General features: G+C 69.7%; 12 protein-coding genes. 3 read left to right on the top strand and 9 right to left on the bottom strand.

Going from position 1 to position 16,148, the window contains the following annotated elements; genetic code table 11:
* Position 1: 1 nt before the first annotated feature.
* The 4 genes from C1925_RS15690 to pilG are packed head-to-tail and all read right to left on the bottom strand — an operon-like array spanning position 2 to position 3,392.
* Positions 2 to 2,038 (bottom strand): methyl-accepting chemotaxis protein, encoded by a 2,037-nt coding sequence (locus C1925_RS15690; RefSeq protein ID WP_108769690.1) that lies wholly within the window; start codon positions 2,036 to 2,038, stop codon positions 2 to 4.
* A 41-nt stretch (positions 2,039 to 2,079) separates the two neighbouring features.
* Positions 2,080 to 2,610: a chemotaxis protein CheW gene (locus C1925_RS15695; protein ID WP_108769691.1), complete on the bottom strand. Its 531-nt coding sequence runs from the start codon at positions 2,608 to 2,610 to the stop codon at positions 2,080 to 2,082.
* Entirely contained in the window at positions 2,610 to 2,972 is a 363-nt protein-coding gene (locus C1925_RS15700) for a response regulator (protein WP_108769692.1), read from the bottom strand. The genes C1925_RS15695 and C1925_RS15700 overlap by 1 nt, the downstream gene beginning before the upstream one ends.
* 18 nt (positions 2,973 to 2,990) lie before the next feature.
* Entirely contained in the window at positions 2,991 to 3,392 is a 402-nt protein-coding gene (pilG, locus tag C1925_RS15705; RefSeq protein ID WP_005418455.1) for a twitching motility response regulator PilG, read from the bottom strand.
* 240 nt (positions 3,393 to 3,632) lie between these two features.
* On the opposite strand from pilG, the gene gshB reads away from it, so the two are divergent.
* Positions 3,633 to 4,580: a glutathione synthase gene (gene gshB / locus C1925_RS15710; RefSeq protein ID WP_108769693.1), complete on the top strand. Its 948-nt coding sequence runs from the start codon at positions 3,633 to 3,635 to the stop codon at positions 4,578 to 4,580.
* Complete coding sequence (locus tag C1925_RS15715; protein ID WP_108769694.1) at positions 4,580 to 5,464, top strand: energy transducer TonB; 885 nt, start codon at positions 4,580 to 4,582, stop codon at positions 5,462 to 5,464. The genes gshB and C1925_RS15715 overlap by 1 nt, the downstream gene beginning before the upstream one ends.
* A gap of 534 nt (positions 5,465 to 5,998) precedes the next feature.
* Here C1925_RS15715 and tsaB read toward each other — a convergent pair.
* The 4 genes from tsaB to mrcB all read right to left on the bottom strand — a co-directional run bounded on the left by tsaB (position 5,999) and on the right by mrcB (position 12,368).
* Entirely contained in the window at positions 5,999 to 6,712 is a 714-nt protein-coding gene (tsaB, locus tag C1925_RS15720; RefSeq protein WP_108769695.1) for a tRNA (adenosine(37)-N6)-threonylcarbamoyltransferase complex dimerization subunit type 1 TsaB, read from the bottom strand.
* A 9-nt stretch (positions 6,713 to 6,721) separates the two neighbouring features.
* Positions 6,722 to 8,782, bottom strand: coding sequence for an ATP-dependent DNA helicase (locus tag C1925_RS15725; protein WP_108769696.1), 2,061 nt, complete (start codon positions 8,780 to 8,782; stop codon positions 6,722 to 6,724).
* 611 nt (positions 8,783 to 9,393) lie between these two features.
* Positions 9,394 to 9,927: a hypothetical protein gene (locus C1925_RS15730; protein ID WP_108769697.1), complete on the bottom strand. Its 534-nt coding sequence runs from the start codon at positions 9,925 to 9,927 to the stop codon at positions 9,394 to 9,396.
* Positions 9,927 to 12,368, bottom strand: a complete 2,442-nt coding sequence (gene mrcB / locus C1925_RS15735; RefSeq protein WP_108769698.1) for a penicillin-binding protein 1B — start codon at positions 12,366 to 12,368, stop codon at positions 9,927 to 9,929. The genes C1925_RS15730 and mrcB overlap by 1 nt, the downstream gene beginning before the upstream one ends.
* 96 nt (positions 12,369 to 12,464) lie before the next feature.
* Between mrcB and C1925_RS15740 the strand changes: the two genes are divergently transcribed.
* A complete protein-coding gene (locus C1925_RS15740; protein ID WP_108769699.1) occupies positions 12,465 to 14,564 on the top strand; it encodes a glycosyltransferase in 2,100 nt (699 codons plus the stop codon).
* Here the strand turns inward: C1925_RS15740 and C1925_RS15745 are convergent.
* Entirely contained in the window at positions 14,561 to 16,126 is a 1,566-nt protein-coding gene (locus tag C1925_RS15745; RefSeq protein WP_108769700.1) for a hypothetical protein, read from the bottom strand. The two genes, C1925_RS15740 and C1925_RS15745, sit on opposite strands and share 4 nt — an antisense overlap.
* Positions 16,127 to 16,148 lie beyond the last annotated feature (22 nt).

Here is a 16,148-nt window from a genome sequence, read left to right on the forward strand (position 1 = left end):
GTCACGCCGGCAGCTTGAAGTCGGCGACCGAACGACGCAGGTCGGCCGCCAACTGCGCCAGGTGGCCGATCGACTCGGCGGTCTGTCCGGCACCCTGCGAGGTCTGGCCGGTGATCTGGCGGATCACGCCCATCGTGCGGGTGATGTCCGAGGCCGCAGCGGACTGCTGCTGGGCGGCGATGGAGATGTTCTTGATGAGGGTGTTGAGGGCGTTGGACACGCGCTCGATCTCGGTCAGTGCGGTACCGGCGTCCTCGGCCAGGCGCGCACCGGAGACCACTTCAGCAGTGGTCTGCTCCATCGAGGTCACCGCTTCGTTGGTATCGGCCTGAATGGCCTGGACCAGGTTTTCGATGCGTCGGGTCGCACCCGAGGTACGTTCTGCCAGGCGCTGCACTTCGTCGGCCACGACCGCGAAACCGCGACCGGCTTCACCGGCCGACGCTGCCTGCACGGCCGCGTTCAACGCCAGGATGTTGGTCTGCTCGGAAATGTCGTTGATCAGTTCCACGATCGAGCCGATTTCCTGCGAGGACTCACCCAGGCGCTTGATGCGCTTGGAGGTTTCTTGGATCTGGTCGCGGATCTGGTCCATGCCCTGGATGGTCTCGCGGACCACGCCGGCACCCTCGGCGGCGATGACCACCGAGCGCTGTGCCACGTCGGCGGACTCGGCCGAGTTGCGCGACACCTGCTCGATGCTCGCCGCGATTTCGCCGATGCGGTCCGAGGCCGAGGTGATCTGGTTGGCCTGGTGGCCCGCCGCCTCTGCCAGCTGCATGGCGGTGGCCTGGGTTTCCTGGGTGGACACGGCGACCTTGGCCGAGGTGTCGTTGATGGTGGTCACCAGGTGGCGCAGTTCGTCCACGGCGTAGTTGATGGCGTCTGCGATGGCGCCGGTCATGTCCTCGGTCACCGAGGCCTTGACGGTCAGGTCACCCTCACCGAGCGAGGAGATTTCGTCCAGCAGCCGCATGATCGCCTGCTGGTTGCGGCTGTTGAACTCCACCTGGGTCTGGTAGCGCAGTTCCTGCTCGCGCGAACGGCTGCGCACGCTGGTGGAAACGAAGCCGATGATCGCGATCAGCGACAGCGCACCGGAGATGACGCCGATCCAGAAGTTCGGGAACAGGCGGGTATCGGACACCGAGCCGAACGAGGAGAACGCCTCGAACAGCTTGCGGCTGTCGTCCAGCATGCGCGAGGAGCCCTGGCCCAGCGCGTTGGCGGCGGACTGCGCGGCGAACAGCTGGCGCGAGCTGGCCAGGATCGCATCGGCGTCCTGCTTCATCGCCTCCCACTTCTGCTGCGACTGTTCCAGCGCAGCGACCGCACCGGCACCGCGCACAGCGGTGATGCCGAGGTCTTCGTTGCCGTTGCGCAGGCCATCGAGCACCTGCGAGAACACGGTGATGTCGCGGGCCAGGGCGTCGCCCGAGGCAGCCGCGGCGGCGCCACCGGCGCGCATTTCGGTCACGCGGCGGGCCATCGAACCGGCCACCACGACCTGCTGCAGGGCGCTGTACACCTGCGATGCGGGGGCACCGGAAGCGGACATCGCGCGCACCAGCTCGTTCAACTGGGCCTGCAGGCCCGGCACCGCGCCGGTGAAGTTGTTGGCGTTGCCGGCCAGCGCCAGCACCGCCGGCTCGCTGGCGACCAGCTGGCCGGCCTGCTTGCCCAGCGGGGCCCAGGTGTCGGACAGCGTGGTGATCGCCTTGGACACGCCCGGCTCGTTGCCGTAGCGGCCCTGCAGCGTGGACACGTTCTGCTCGATGGCGTTGCGGGTGGCCTTGAAAGCGGTGAACGCCTGTGCGTTGCCGCCCACGGCATCACGGCCCTGGTTGGCCAGCTGCTGCGAGAGCACCTGCAGGTCGGCGGCCTTGGAACCGGCATCGGCCAGGCGGCTGCCCTGCCAGGTGGAGACGCCGGTGTTCACACCGAACAGGATCATCGACAGGGCCAGCAGGGCCAGCCAGAGGTTGCTGCCGCCCAGCCGCAGCTTGCCGGTCTTGGGGGCGTCCGAAGCAGTACTCATCGTTCAACCTCGATCTTCAATGCAGGGGGCGTTGCCCGGCCTCAGGCCGCGGCTTGCCGGAATTCAGGGGTGCGCGACAGCAACGAGAGCGAGAACACGCCCCAGTCATGACCGTCGGCATGGAAGGCGCGATCGACGAAATGACCGTAGCGGCCTTCGGCCAGGATGCCGGCCTGGACCTGCTGGCCCAGTTCGAAACTGCGCTGGCCGAACAGCTCGTCGATGGTCAGGGCGACGTCGCCGCCGGCCTGGCGCATGATCAGCACGCGCTGGCCTTCCTGCTGCACGGTGCGCGCGCCTTCCAGGAAGTACTTCAGGTCGACCACCGGGAACAGGTTGCCGCGCAGGTTGCCCACGCCCAGCAGCCACGGCTGCGCGCAGGGCACCGGGGTCACCGGCGGCATCGGCACGATTTCCACCACTTCGCGGAAATCGGACACCAGCCGGCGCTGGCCCACGCGGAAGCCGACGCCACGCCACAGGTCCTCGGCGAACTGCCGCCCGGGCAGCTGCACCGCATGGGACAGGCTGCGCCGTTCGTAGGCTTCAAGAATGTCGAAGGGCGAACGCATCAGGCCACCAGTTCGTTGATCCGCGCGATCAGGTCTTCCTCGCGCGGCGGCTTGACGATGTAATCGGCCGCGCCCTGGCGCAGGCCCCATGCCTTGTCGGTTTCCATCGCCTTGGTGCTGACGATGATCACCGGGATGTGCTTGATCGCCGCATCGCGCGACATCGCGCGGGTGGCCTGGAAGCCGCTCATGCCGGGCAGGACCACGTCCATCAGCACCAGCTGCGGAACCTGGTCACGCACCAGCTGCAGGCCATCCTCGGCGTTGTCCGCTTCCAGCACCTCGTGGCCGGCACGGCGCAGCCACTGGGTGAACACCGCGCGGTCGGTCGGTGAATCCTCGATCAGGACGATACGAGCCATTGTGCCTTTCCCCCCTGGTCAGGCGTTGACGTATGTGCGGATGGCACCCAGCAGTTCTTCCCGCGTGAAAGGCTTGGTCAGGTACTGTTCCGAGCCGACGATGCGTCCGCGGGCCTTGTCGAACAGGCCGTCCTTGGAGGACAGCATGATGACCGGCGTTGCCTTGAACAGCTGGTTGCCCTTGATCAGCGCGCAGGTCTGATACCCGTCGAGACGGGGCATCATGATGTCCACGAAGATGATCTGTGGCTGCTGGTCGGCGATCTTGGCCAAGGCCTCGAAGCCATCGGTCGCGGTCACCACTTCGCAGCCTTCGCGCTTCAGCAGCGTTTCCGCAGTCCGGCGGATGGTCTTCGAGTCATCGATGACCATCACCCGGAGTCCTGCGAGCTCCCCGCCCGCAGTCGTGTTTTCAGTCATTGCCTTTCCCCAAGCGCGCGACCCTTCTGTGCTGGGGGCCGCTACGAAGGCGTATCTATATCGCACTTTCCGCGCCCGCTTCAAGCGCCGCCCACGGCGCTTGGGATGCCGGCTTGCTGAACGTGACAGGTTTGGCAATGACTGCGCAGACGGCTGGACGGACGCAGCGTTGCAGCACCCCGGGCAGGCACGCGGGGGGCGTTGCCGCTACCATCAACGCCTTGCCTGACAGGTGCACCCATGCCGTTGAACGTCATCGTGGTGATGGACCCCATCGCCCACATCAAGATCGCCAAGGACACCACCTTCGCCATGCTGCTGGAAGCCCAGCGCCGCGGCCATGCCCTGCACTATGTGCGGCCGGGCGGCCTGGCCCTGGAAGGCGGCGTGGCGGTGGCCCAGACCGCCCCGCTGCAGGTCCGCGACGACCCCTCCGGCTGGTACGAGCTTGGCGCATTCAGCCGCACCGCGTTCGGCCCGGGCCAGATCGTGCTGATGCGCAAGGACCCGCCGGTCGATGCCGAATACGTCTATGACACCCAGGTGCTGGACGCCGCCGCCGCCGCAGGTGCCTGCGTGGTCAACAACCCGCAGGGCCTGCGCGACTACAACGAGAAGCTGGCCGCCCTGCTGTTCCCGCAGTGCTGCCCGCCGACCCTGGTCAGCCGCGACGCCAAGGCACTGAAGGCCTTCGCCCTGGAACACGGCCAGGCCGTGCTGAAGCCGCTGGACGGCATGGGCGGTCGCTCGATCTTCCGCAGCGGCCAGGGCGATCCGAACCTGAACGTGATCCTGGAAACCCTGACCGACGGCGGCCGCAAGCTGGCGCTGGCCCAGAAGTTCATTCCCGACATCACCGCCGGCGACAAGCGCATCCTGCTGGTCGACGGCGAACCGGTGGACTACTGCCTGGCGCGCATCCCGCAGGGTGACGAGTTCCGCGGCAACCTGGCCGCCGGTGGCCGCGGTGAAGGCCGCCCGCTGAGCGAGCGTGACCGCTGGATCGCCGCCCAGGTCGGGCCGGAAATGAAGCGCCGCGGCATGCGTTTCGTCGGCCTGGACGTGATCGGTGATTACCTGACCGAAGTGAACGTGACCAGCCCGACCTGCGTGCGCGAGCTGGACGCGCAGTACGGGCTGAACATCGCCGGCACCCTGTTCGACGCGATCGAGGCCGGCCTGCGCTGATGGACGCCGCGTCCGCCGTGCTCGCCCCGCCGCCGCGCGAAGCGCAGCGGCTGGGGGCCACCCTTGCCCTGTCGGTCATCGTTCACGCCCTGCTGATCCTGGGCGTGGGCTTTGCCGTGAAGGGCGAGGCACCGCTGGTGCCGACGCTGGAAGTGATCTTCAGCCAGACCCGCACGGCGCTGACGCCGAAGCAGGCCGATTTCCTGGCGGCGGCCAGCCAGGAAGGCGGCGGCGAGCATGACCGCGCGCAACGTCCGCGCGACAACCAGACCGGCATCGTGCCGCAGGCACAGAGTGGGCTGAGCCCGGTGCCGCAGCAACAGCAGTCGGCCGCGCCGGTGCCGCCGCCGCAGGCGCGGGTGGTCAGCAGCCGCAATGGCGAGGACACCGTGGCGCAGGCGCAGGCCCGCCCCACCCCGCTGGAACCGACCCCGGACGCGGCGCAGACAGCGCGCGAGCAGCGCGATGCGGAAATGGCCCGCCTGGCTGCCGAGGTGCACCTGCGCTCGGCGCAGTACGCCAAGCGTCCGAACCGCAAGTTCGTTTCGGCCAGCACGCGCGAATATGCCTACGCCAACTACCTGCGTGCGTGGGTCGACCGCGCCGAGCAGGTGGGCAACCTGAACTACCCGGACGAGGCGCGTCAGCGCAGGCTGGCTGGCCAGGTGGTGATCAGCGTGGGGGTGCGCCGCGATGGCAGCGTGGAAAGCAGCCGCATCCTGAAAACCAGCGGCACGCCGTTGCTGGATGAGGCGGCGCTGCGGGTGATCCAGCTGGCGCAGCCGTTCCCGGCGTTGCCGAAGACGGATGATGGCGTGGATATCCTGCAGGTGACCCGCACCTGGGTGTTCCTGCCGGGTGGCGAACTGCGCGACGACCGGTGAGGTTTGTTGCCCGGGCCTGCGGCCCGGGACCCGCTGCAGAGCTCTAGAGCAACATCAACAGCAACAGCGACAAGCAACAGCGGCGGCTGGTGTCCTGAAGAATGGTGGGGCGGTGTCGGGCGGCGGGGACGCCGCAAGTACGTCCCTGTAGGCTTAGCCGCGGCATCCATGCCGCGGATACCCCGCCACCCGACACCGCCCCACCTCTGACAGATCGCGGCGCATCTGTTTCCACGTCGGGCGACTCTGCCCGCCTCTACCCGCCCTGGTAGATCCACGCCATGCGTGGATGCGAGCGGAGCGATCGGCTTTTGATTTTGATTCTTCTTTTTTTTGATTTTCCGTGGCGGACGCGCACGGAAACTGTCAGAGGTCGGGCGGGGTGGGGTCGCGGGGGTGTCTGCGGCATGGATGCCGCGGACAAGCCTCCATGGACGGATTCACGGCGTCCCCCGCGAACCCACCCCGCCCGGCCAAGCGCGGCTGTTGCAGTCGACTAACAGTCGACTCTACCGATCCCCCGCCACGAGGGGCTCAGCCGTTGGCTTTCGCCTTCGCCTCGCGGGCGGCCTGCTGCTCGACCAGGGTCAATGCGACGTTATCCCGCAGATACGCCGGTTCGACTTTCTCCGCCGCCACGCCTTCGCCACGCGCGAACGCCGGCACCGCCAGGGCCAGCACGTCCGACGCGCGCGGCAATGCCGCTGCATCGAAACCACGCAGGCCCGCACCCAGCTGCGTCACCAGCGCACCGTCGGCCGCGCCGAAACCGGTGCCGATGCCGTAGGCCTGCAGCCCGTCCGGCAGCGCCACCGCCGCCGGTGCGCACACCCGCTCGGCATCGCGGGCCACCGGCAGGCCATCCACGCGCTCGAAGCGCGCCACGTACAACTCACCCATCCGCGCATCGATCGCCGACAGGATCTGGGTTTCCTCGGCCGGCGCGCGCAGCGCCAGCACCTGCAGCGTCGACACCGGCAGCAGCGGCCGGTCCAGCGCCAGGGCGATGCCCTGTGCGATCGCGATCGCCAGGCGCACGCCGGTGAACGCTCCCGGCCCGCGGCTGAGGGCGATGCCATCGAGCTGGCGGCGGCTGATGCCAGCCTCGGCCAGCAGCGCCTCGGCCCACGGCAGGCTCAGCTCGGCATGGCGGCGCGGCGCGATCTCGAAGCGCTCCAATACCTGCCCATCGACATGCAGGGCAACGGAACAGGCTTCGGTGGCGGTTTCAAAGGCGAGCAGTTTCATCGGAGGGAATCAGAACAGGGGGAACGTGGCGCCGGGGGCCGGCTGGGGACCCGGCGCGGGGGCCGGGACGGTCGGGGCGGCGGTGGCGGCGGCGTCGGCCACGGGGGCCCATTGTGGCGCAAAGAAGGCCTGAACATCGGCCAGCGCGCGGGTGCGGCGGAACGGCGGCAGCGAATCGAGGAACACCCGGCCATAGCCACGGTTGAGCAGGCGCGGGTCGCACAGCACCAGCACGCCGCGGTCGGTCTCGCTGCGGATCAGCCGGCCCACGCCCTGCTTGAGGGCGATCACCGCCTGCGGCAGCTGTTCGTCGCGGAACGGATTGCCACCCTGGCTGCGGATCGCCTCCAGCCGCGCCTCGTACACCGGGTCGTCCGGCGCGGCGAACGGCAGCTTGTCGATCACCACCACGCTCAGCGCCTCGCCGACCACGTCCACGCCCTCGCGGAAGCTGGCCGAGCCAAGCAGCACGCCGTTGCCGGATTCGCGGAAACGCTGCAGCAAGGTGGCGCGCGGCGCCTCGCCCTGCACGAACACCGGCCACGGCCCGTCGCGCAGCGCCTCGGCGGCCTCGCGCAGCGCACGGTGCGAGGCGAACAGCAGGAACGCCCTGCCCTGCGAGGCCTGCAGCACCGGTCGCAGGGCCTGGATGAGGGCGGTACCGAAACCACGCGCGGCGGGATCAGGCAGGCCTTCGGGCAGGTAGCACAGCGCCTGCTCGGGCCAGTTGAACGGGCTGGGCTGGACCAGCGTTTGCGGATCATCCAGGCCCAGGCGGGTGGCGATGTGGTCGAAGCCACCGCCCACGGTCAGCGTGGCCGAGGTGAAGATCCACGCCGCGCGGCTGCGCTCGCGGTGCTCGCGCAGCGGCCCGGACACATCCATCGGCGTGCGCTGGCAGCGGAACCCGCGCGGGGTGAGTTCGTACCAGAGCACGTCGGCGGCACTGGCCGCGTCGGCCGGGTCGGTATCGAAATCCAGGGTCGGCTCGTCGTCGCCCAGCCAGCGCGACAACCGCGAAACCGCTTCGCGCGCACGTGCATGGCAGGCATCGAGGCCGGCGGCGGCTTCGCGCAGCGGCTGCAGCGCCTGTTCCAACGCCACCAGGCAGCTCATCGCCGTATCGAAGCCCTCGCGCACCTGCGGCATCGCCAACGCGCGCCACTGGGTACCGCGTGACGGCAGCCCTTCCATCGCCAGGCGCAGCGCCAGCAGCGCCTGCTGCAGCTGGTCGACCGGCTCCTGCAGCGCCGACTGCGCACCGCCGACGCCACGCGCCTCGGCCAGGCAGTCGCGGGCCAGCTCCTGCCATGGGCGCATGCCGAAGCCCTCGCCGAAGAACTGCGCGGCGAGTTCGGGCAACTGGTGCGCCTCGTCGATGACGAAGGCCTGCGCACCGGGCAGCAGCTCGCCGAAGCCATCCTGCTTGAGCGCCAGGTCGGCCAGCAGCAGGTGGTGGTTGACCACCACCACGTCGGCCGCCTGCGCGCGTTGCCGCGCGTGCACGACGAAACAGTCGTCCCAGAACGGGCAGTCGGTGCCCAGGCAGTTGTCGACGGTGGACGTGACCATCGGCAGCAGCGGCGAATCGTCGGCCAGGCCGTCCAGTTCGGCGATATCACCGAACTGCGAGCGGCCGGACCAGGCGAGGATGCGCTGGAACTGCGCGGCCTGGTCGGGGCTGGAAAAACGCGGCTCGCCCCGCGCCTGCTGCAGGCGGTAGCGGCACAGGTAATTGGCCCGGCCCTTCAGCAGCGCGCTGCGCAGGCCCACGCCCAGCGCCTGGCGCACGCGCGGCAGATCACGGTGGTAGAGCTGGTCCTGCAGCGCGCGGGTGCCGGTGGAGATGATGGTGCGCAGGCCGGACAGCAGGACCGGCACCAGGTACGCGAACGTCTTGCCGGTGCCGGTACCGGCCTCGGCCAGCAGCAGGTCGCGCTGCTGCAGCGCGTCGGCGATGGCCTCGGTCAGGCGCAGCTGTGCGGGACGCGGGTTGAAGGCATCCAGGTGCGAGGCGAGCGCGCCGCCTTCGCTGAGGGCTTCGCGGCTGGCATGAACGAGGTCGGACATCAGACAGGAAGGATACCCGGCCGGGCGCTGCCCGGCACCCGTTTCAAGCCAGAGCGCAGGCAAAGGCAACAGCAACAGCGTGGTTCATGGCTCTGGGTTGCTGCGTGCTGGGCGGGGCGGGAGGGGCAGGCAGGACACGCCGTAAACCCGTCCATGGGGGCTCGATGGCGCCATCCATGGCGCCAACGGTCCTGCCTGCCCCTCCCGCCCCACCCTCGACAGTTTCCTGGTGGCGGATGGACGTGCTTCGTGGCGTCGCGTTTGCTCGACTGGATTCAGAAGCGGTTGGTCGAACGGAAACAAGAAGGGGTCGGAGCCGTTTTCCTGCGGAAAACGGCTCCGACCCCTCGGCGAGTGCGCGCAGCGCGCGACCCGCTTTTGCTTTGATTTTTTCTTTTCCGTGGCTGGACGCACACGGAAACTGTCAGGGGCCGGGCGGGTGGGCTGCGCAGGGGCGTGAGCCGCATGGATGCGGCGACCGAGCTTACATGGACGTACTTGCAGCGTCCCCTGCGCAGACCATCCGCCCGGCCCACCTCGCAAGGCCAGTCGACTGACAGTCGACTCTACCGACCGGCCAGCCACGAGGGGCTGCGCCGTTGGCTGGAAACTCAGTACCGCTTGATCCCCGGCACCGTGCACCCTTCAATCTGCGCATGCGCCGACACCGCATTCTCCTTCTCGCCCCGCGCCAGGCGCGACTGCTCGATCGTCGCCCAGTGCCGGCGGCACAGTGGCCCCGTCTTCGAACCCAGGTCCACCGCCTTGCGCGCGAACGTCTCCGCCTCGGCCCACTGCCCCTGCAGCAGCGCGATCTCCGCGCGTTCCTGCAGCACCGCCGGGTCGCCCGCCACGATCTGCAGCGCCTGGTCCAGGCTGCCAGCGGCCGCGGCCAGGTCATTGCCCTGGCGCTGGGCCAGCGCGGTCTGGCGCAGGTCTTCCACCTGCGAATCACGCAGCGGCTGCACCGACAGCTCCTTGTCGTCCGGGCCAGCGGCGGCTTCCACGTTGGCCAGGCGCTGTGCCGGCGTGGTGGTGTCCACCGGCTTGGCTGCCGGCGGCGGGCTGCTCACGCAGGCGGCCAGGGCCAGGCTCAGGCCGGTCACGGCCAGCAGCGGATACAGGGATCGAAGGGTCATCGGCATCACCGGCTGGGAGGAGGAGTGGCGGCAGCGGGCGCTGCGGCAGGTGCGGCGGCAGGCGGTTCCTGCTTGCGGTCCAGGCCGAACCAGCTGCGCCAGCCACCGCCTTCGCTTTCACCGCCCTGCTCGTCCGGCAACGCGGCCGGAGCGCAGGGGGCGTAGGCCGGCGCGTAGCCGACCACGAACGGGAAGCGACGGGCGTCCGGGCAGCCTTCATCGGTGCTGTTGGTACCGGTGGCGGCCACCGACTGCCAGTCCAGGCCCTTGTTGCTGACCTTCAGCGGCGCACTCGGCAGGCGCTGGAAGATGCCCGACCACACCCGCATCGCACCGGTGGCGCCGTACAGGCCAGCCTGTTCGTTCTGGTCGTTGCCCATCCAGATCACCGCCAGGTGGTCGCCGGTGTAACCGGCATACCAGCTGTCGCGGCCATCGTTGGTGGTACCGGTCTTGCCGGCCGGCTGCAGGCGGCCCAGGCCATCGGCGTTCAGGCGCTGCGCGGTGCCGCTGGCAACCACCTGCTGCAGGCCGATGCTGATCAGGTTGGCGGCAATCGAATCGCCTTCCTGGGCCGGGGCCGGGGTCTTGTCGTAACGCTTGAGCAGCTTGCCCTGCGGATCGAGCACGCCACGCACCGCATGCAGCGGCTGGATCTCGCCGCCGGAGGCCAGGAACTGGTACAGCTGGGCCATCGCGTACGGGCTCTGGTCGGTCGAGCCGAGGATCACCGCCGGATTGGGGTCCGCCTTGATGCCAGCCAGCACGTGGATCAGCTGGGTAACCCGCTCAGGACCGACCTGCATGCCCACGCGCACGGTGGCCTGGTTGTAGGAATGGGCCAGCGCGTCGATCAGCCGCACCGTGCCGTGGCTGCGGTTGTCCGCGTTGCCCGGGCTCCAGTTGCGGCCACGGCCGAGCTGCACCGTCACCGGTGAATCATCCACCCAGCTGGCCAGCGAATAGCGGTCCGGCTGGGCCAGGGCCAGCAGGTACACGAACGGCTTCAGCAGCGAACCGACCGGGCGCTGTGCCTCGATGGCGCGGTTGAAGCCGACCTCGGACACTTCGCGGCTGCCGATCACCGCCACCACGTCGCCGTTGTGCACGTCGGTCATCACCATGCCCGCCTGCAGCTCGGGACGACGCTTGCTCTCCAGCGACTTGATGGTGCGGGTGACCGCGCCTTCGGCGTAGGCCTGCGCGGAGGGCGACATGCCGCTCATCACGCTCAGGCCGGCGCCCTGCAGGGCCGATTCGGGGTAGTCATGGCCGAGCTGGCGACGCACCAGGTCCACATAGGCGGGGAAGCGGTTGGCCGCCACCAGGCCCGGGCTCTTGGGCACGCCCAGCGGCGCCTTCAGCGCACGCTGGTACTCGGCGTCGTCGATCAGGGTTGCTTCGTGCAGCTTGCCCAGCACGAAGTTGCGGCGGTCGGTCGCGCGCTCCGGGTTGCGACGCGGGTCGTAGTAGGACGGGCCCTTGACCAGGCCGATCAGCAGCGCGATGTGCTCGGTATCCAGCGAGGACAGGTCGCGACCGAACCAGAACTCGGCGCCGGAGGACATGCCGTGGATCGCCTGGCTGCCGCGCTGGCCCAGGTACACCTGGTTGAGGTAGGCCTCGAAAATGGTGCGCTTGTCGTAGCGCGCTTCCATGATCAGCGCGTACAGCACTTCATTGAACTTGCGGGTGAGGGTCTGTTCCTTGCCGATGCCGAGCAGGCCGCTGCGGGCCAGCTGCTGGGTCAGCGTGGACGCGCCCTGGCGGCTCTGGCCACCGGAACGGATGGTCACCCACACCGCACGCGCGATGCCGGACAGGTCGATGCCGTGGTGGCGGTTGAAGTCCTTGTCCTCCACCGCCTGCAGGCCGGTCACCAGCAGGTCCGGCGCTTCGTTCATGCGGATCAGGCGGCGCTCTTCCTGCTTCTGCCCGTACAGCGTGGCGATGCGCGCCGGATCCAGGCGGGCGGCCTTCAGTGCCTTGCGCGAATCAGGATCACGCAGCGACGCGATGCTGCCGCCGGACAGCGACAGCTCCACGCGCTTGGCAGCGACGTGGCCATCGACATCGTTGTAGCCGCGGCTGGAAATGGTGAAGCGCCCACCCTGCACCGCGTAGGTGGCCGGGTCCTTGCCCTGGCCATCATCGCGGTAGGCCGAGGCCGCCAGTTCGGTCTTCAGCGTGGCCGCGTCCATGGCCTTGCCGGGCACCAGCACCAGCGGGCGCGCGTAGACACGTGTCGGAATCTGCCAGCGCAGTTCGCCAAAACGCTGGGTGACCTGTTGGTTCAGGTACAGCGTATAGGGAATGAGGAAACCCAGTCCCAACGCGACTGCCGCCATGGTCCAGGTGATCAACCGGCGGCGCCACAGGGGACCGGAGTCCTGCTGGTCGTCGTCGTCGAAATCGTCGATGTCGTCGGAATCGTAGCGTCGGGGCACGGGAATGCGAGAATGTAGGGTCAGGCGAGTCTACCCCAGCCACCGTGGCTGGCGGATTCCCCTGTGTTCCCCCGCTTAAGCTGGAGTTGCAACCGGATGGCGATGTCCTTGGCCGAAATCCGCTACCTGATCAATCGCCTGACGGGCCTGGCCCGGCGCAGCCTGGCCAGCCTGCGGACCCGCGGCTGGCGGGCCACCTGGCAGCGCATCCGGGTGCACAGCCAGCGTGCCGTGCCGGCCCCGCGTGCCCCGCTGTACCTGCCGGCCGCACAGGCGTTTGCGCCGTTCAGCGTGCCTTTCAGCGAATCGCCGGTGGTGAGCATCATCATCCCGGTCTACAACCACGCCGATCACACCGTGGCCTGCCTGCGGGCGCTGGCCGCGTATCCGCCGGCGGCCGCCTGCGAGATCCTGGTGGTCGACGACGGCAGCAGCGACGCCACCGTGCAGTGGATGCCGCAGATCGCCGGCCTGCGTTACGAGGTGCGTGAGCGCAACGGCGGTTTCATCGACGCCTGCAATGACGGCGTGGAGCGCGCGCGCGGCCAGTACGTGGTGCTGCTGAACAACGATACGGTGCCGCAGCCGGGCTGGCTGGACGCCCTGCTGGACACCTTCACTGCGGTGCCGGAGGCCGGCCTGGTCGGCAGCCAGCTGCTCTATCCCGATGGCCGCCTGCAGGAATCGGGCGGGGTGATCTTCGCCGACGGCAGTGGCTGGAGCTATGGCCGCTTCGAGGCCGCCGACGACCCGCGCTATGCCAGTCTGCGCGACGTGGACTACTGCTCCGGCGCGGCGCTGATGCTGCCGCGGGGGCTGTGGCAGCAGCTGGGCGGCTTCGATACCCGCTACCGCCCGGCCTATTACGAAGACACCGACCTGGCCTTCAGCGTGCGGGCGCTGGGCCGCCGCGTGCTGGTGCAGCCGGCGAGCCGGGTCATCCACGATGAAGGCACCAGCAACGGCACCGATACCGGCAGCGGGGTGAAGGCCTACCAGGTGCGCAACCAGGGCATCTTTGCCGCCAAGTGGGCCACCGAACTGGCGCGCCACCCGGCCGTGGGCGAAGTGCCCTCGCCCGCCCTGCTGTACCGCGGCCGCCGCCAGGTGCTGATCCTGGACGAGGAAGTGCCGCGCCCGGAGCGCGATTCCGGCTCGCTGCGCCAGGTCAACCTGATCCGCCTGCTGCTGCAGGCCGGGGCCCACGTGGTGTTCGTGCCGACCCGGCGCGAGCACGGCGGCGCGGCCACCGAAGCCCTGCAGCGGATGGGCGTGGAAGTCTGGTACGCACCGTTCATCGAGGGCGTGGCCGGCTGGCTGCGCAGCCACGCTGCACGCTTCGACGTGGCCCTGCTGGTACGCCACCACGTGGCCAACGAATGCCTGCCCCTGCTCAAGCGCTACGCGCCGCAGGCACGCACCGTGTTCGACACCGTGGACCTGCACTACCTGCGCGAGCGCCGCGGCGCCGAAGTGGCCGGTGATGCCGGCCTGCTGCGTGCGGCCGAACGCACCCGCAGCAGCGAACTGGCGGTGATGGAGCAGTGCGATGTCACCGTGCTGGTCAGTGCCGCCGAGCGCGAACAGCTGCAGGCCGATGCACCGCGCGTACGGGTGGAACTGATCTCCAACCTGCATGAAGTGGCCGGCGCAGGCGCACCGTATGCACAGCGCCACGACCTGGTATTCGTCGGCGGCTTCCGCCACCCGCCGAACCTGGATGCGATGGAATGGTTCATCGGCGAGGTCTTCGCCGGCATCCGCGCGCAGCTGCCGCAGGTGCGCCTGCACTGCATCGGCGCGGCCGCGCCGGACAGCCTGCTGGCGCTGGCCGCCGGCCAGCCCGGGGTGGAGATGCACGGCTTCGTCGAGGACATCGTGCCGTACATGGACGGTGCGCGCATCGCCATTGCCCCGCTGCGCTTCGGCGCCGGGGTGAAGGGCAAGATCAACCTGAGCATGGCCCATGGCCAGCCGGTGGTCGGCACCACGTGCGCGGTGGAAGGCATGCACCTGCAGCCGGGCCAGGACGTGCTGGTGGCCGATGACGCCGCCACGTTCGCGGCCGAGGTCGTGCGCCTCTACCAGGACCCGCAGCTGTGGCAGCAGCTGTCCGATGCGGGCCTGGCCAACGTCGCCCAGCACTTCTCGCTGGATGCGGCGCGGGCCACCGTGCAGCGGGTGTTCTTCGACTAATCCAGCCGCCCGCCGGCCTGCCGCAGGCGCTGCTCGAACGCAGCCAGCTCCGGCAGGTCCGGCTGCAGCTGGCGCACCTGGTCGACGGCGGCCGCGGCGAAGGCCACGTCGCCGCGGCCCAACCGCTCGCTGCCGATGGCCAGCCAGCGCTGTGCCAGCCGCACCCGTGCCGACGGCAGGCCCGCCGCGGTCGGCGCCAGGGTCTGCCAGGCCTGCAGGCAGGCGCCCGCGGCCTGCACCCGGTTCTGCCGCAGGTTGTCATCGAAACACTGCCGGCTGGCCGGCAGCAGGCGCGCCGCAGCCGCCCTCACCCGTGCATCGCGCGGCGCCAGCGCCTGTGCCTCACGCAGCGCGTCGAACGCGCTGTGCCCGGGCGGGCTGATCCAGCGTCCTTCGCGTTCGGCGCGATCGATCTGGCGCAGGTGATCACGCAGTTTCCGCTCGCGCTGGGCCGTGCTCAATACCGGCTGCTGCTGTGCCTGCCGCGCGTGCTGGGCGCGCTGGATGCGTTGCGCAGCCTGCTGCAATGCCGCCTGCGATGCGCCGAGTGCAGCGGCACGCGCACGGTCGGTCTCGGCCGCTTCGAACTGGAAATCGGCGGCCTGGCGCTGGCTGCGTGCCAGCAGCGCCTGCGCCGTCTGTTCACGGCCACGCAACGCATTGGGATCATCGGGCGCCACTGCCAGCACGGCGTCGAAGGCGTTGGCCGCGGCGTCCAGCGTCTGCTGCTTCAGTGCACGCTGGCCCTGCCGCAGGCGCTGGTCGACCGCGCGCGCCAGCGCTTCCTTGCTGGCCGGCAGATCGCTGTGACCGGCATCGAACTGGCGCGCACGCTGCAGCAGGGCCGCGGTCTGCGCCAGCTCGCCGCGCGCAGCCAGCGCGCGGGCGCGCTGCAGCAGGTCGCTCAGGGCATCCTCGCGCCCTTCCAGCGCCGGCAGGTTGTCCGGCTGCAGGGCCAGGATGCGCTGGAACAGCGGCAGGGCGCTGCTGTCGCCCTCATCCAGGCGGCCGGCCGCGAAGGCATTGCGCGCCTGCGCCAGCAATGCGCCGATCCCCGCGCCCGCACTGCGCCGTGCCTGCAGCTGCCGCGCGACGGCATCGGCCTGGCCCTGCGGCACCTGCAGTTCGCGGGCCAGCGCCAGTGCCTGCGCACTGCCGTCGAGATCATCGGCCTGCAGCCGCTCATGCGCCTGCCGCAACGCCGCCACGCCGGTGCTTGCCAGCCCCTGTCGCGCCTGCAGGCGATCGTTGTCGAGGGCCAGCGCGGCCTGGTAGCGTTCGCGCGCGCCGCTGCCATCGGCCGCGGTCAGCCGCCCCGCGGCCAGCGCGCGATCACCCTCGGCCAGCAGCTGTTCAATCTGCGGTTCGTCCCAGAACCAGTCGGCCAGCGGCTTGCGCAGCAGCACCAGCGCCACGAACACCACCACCGCCGCCAGCAGTGCCCAGCGCCAGACCCGGCGCGCGTGGCGTGCCTGCAGCCACCACCAGCGGCCCTCGCGGCGAACGCGGTCCAGCGCGGGGTGGTCGGCGCCGGGGCGGCGATGCGGGGGCTCGCGTTTCATGCGTGCAGGGTAGCCGGGGCAG

The organism is Stenotrophomonas sp. SAU14A_NAIMI4_5, from assembly GCF_003086795.1.
Classification (GTDB): Bacteria; Pseudomonadota; Gammaproteobacteria; order Xanthomonadales; family Xanthomonadaceae; genus Stenotrophomonas.

Coding starts and splice junctions, on each gene's coding strand:
- C1925_RS15730 (WP_108769697.1), bottom strand. CDS start 9,927: ATGCCGATGACCCTTCGATCCCTGTATCCGCTGCTGGCCGTGACCGGC.
- C1925_RS15740 (WP_108769699.1), top strand. CDS start 12,465: ATGGCGATGTCCTTGGCCGAAATCCGCTACCTGATCAATCGCCTGACG.
- C1925_RS15715 (WP_108769694.1), top strand. CDS start 4,580: ATGGACGCCGCGTCCGCCGTGCTCGCCCCGCCGCCGCGCGAAGCGCAG.
- C1925_RS15745 (WP_108769700.1), bottom strand. CDS start 16,126: ATGAAACGCGAGCCCCCGCATCGCCGCCCCGGCGCCGACCACCCCGCG.
- tsaB (WP_108769695.1), bottom strand. CDS start 6,712: ATGAAACTGCTCGCCTTTGAAACCGCCACCGAAGCCTGTTCCGTTGCC.
- C1925_RS15700 (WP_108769692.1), bottom strand. CDS start 2,972: ATGGCTCGTATCGTCCTGATCGAGGATTCACCGACCGACCGCGCGGTG.
- C1925_RS15725 (WP_108769696.1), bottom strand. CDS start 8,782: ATGTCCGACCTCGTTCATGCCAGCCGCGAAGCCCTCAGCGAAGGCGGC.
- gshB (WP_108769693.1), top strand. CDS start 3,633: ATGCCGTTGAACGTCATCGTGGTGATGGACCCCATCGCCCACATCAAG.
- C1925_RS15690 (WP_108769690.1), bottom strand. CDS start 2,038: ATGAGTACTGCTTCGGACGCCCCCAAGACCGGCAAGCTGCGGCTGGGC.
- C1925_RS15695 (WP_108769691.1), bottom strand. CDS start 2,610: ATGCGTTCGCCCTTCGACATTCTTGAAGCCTACGAACGGCGCAGCCTG.
- pilG (WP_005418455.1), bottom strand. CDS start 3,392: ATGACTGAAAACACGACTGCGGGCGGGGAGCTCGCAGGACTCCGGGTG.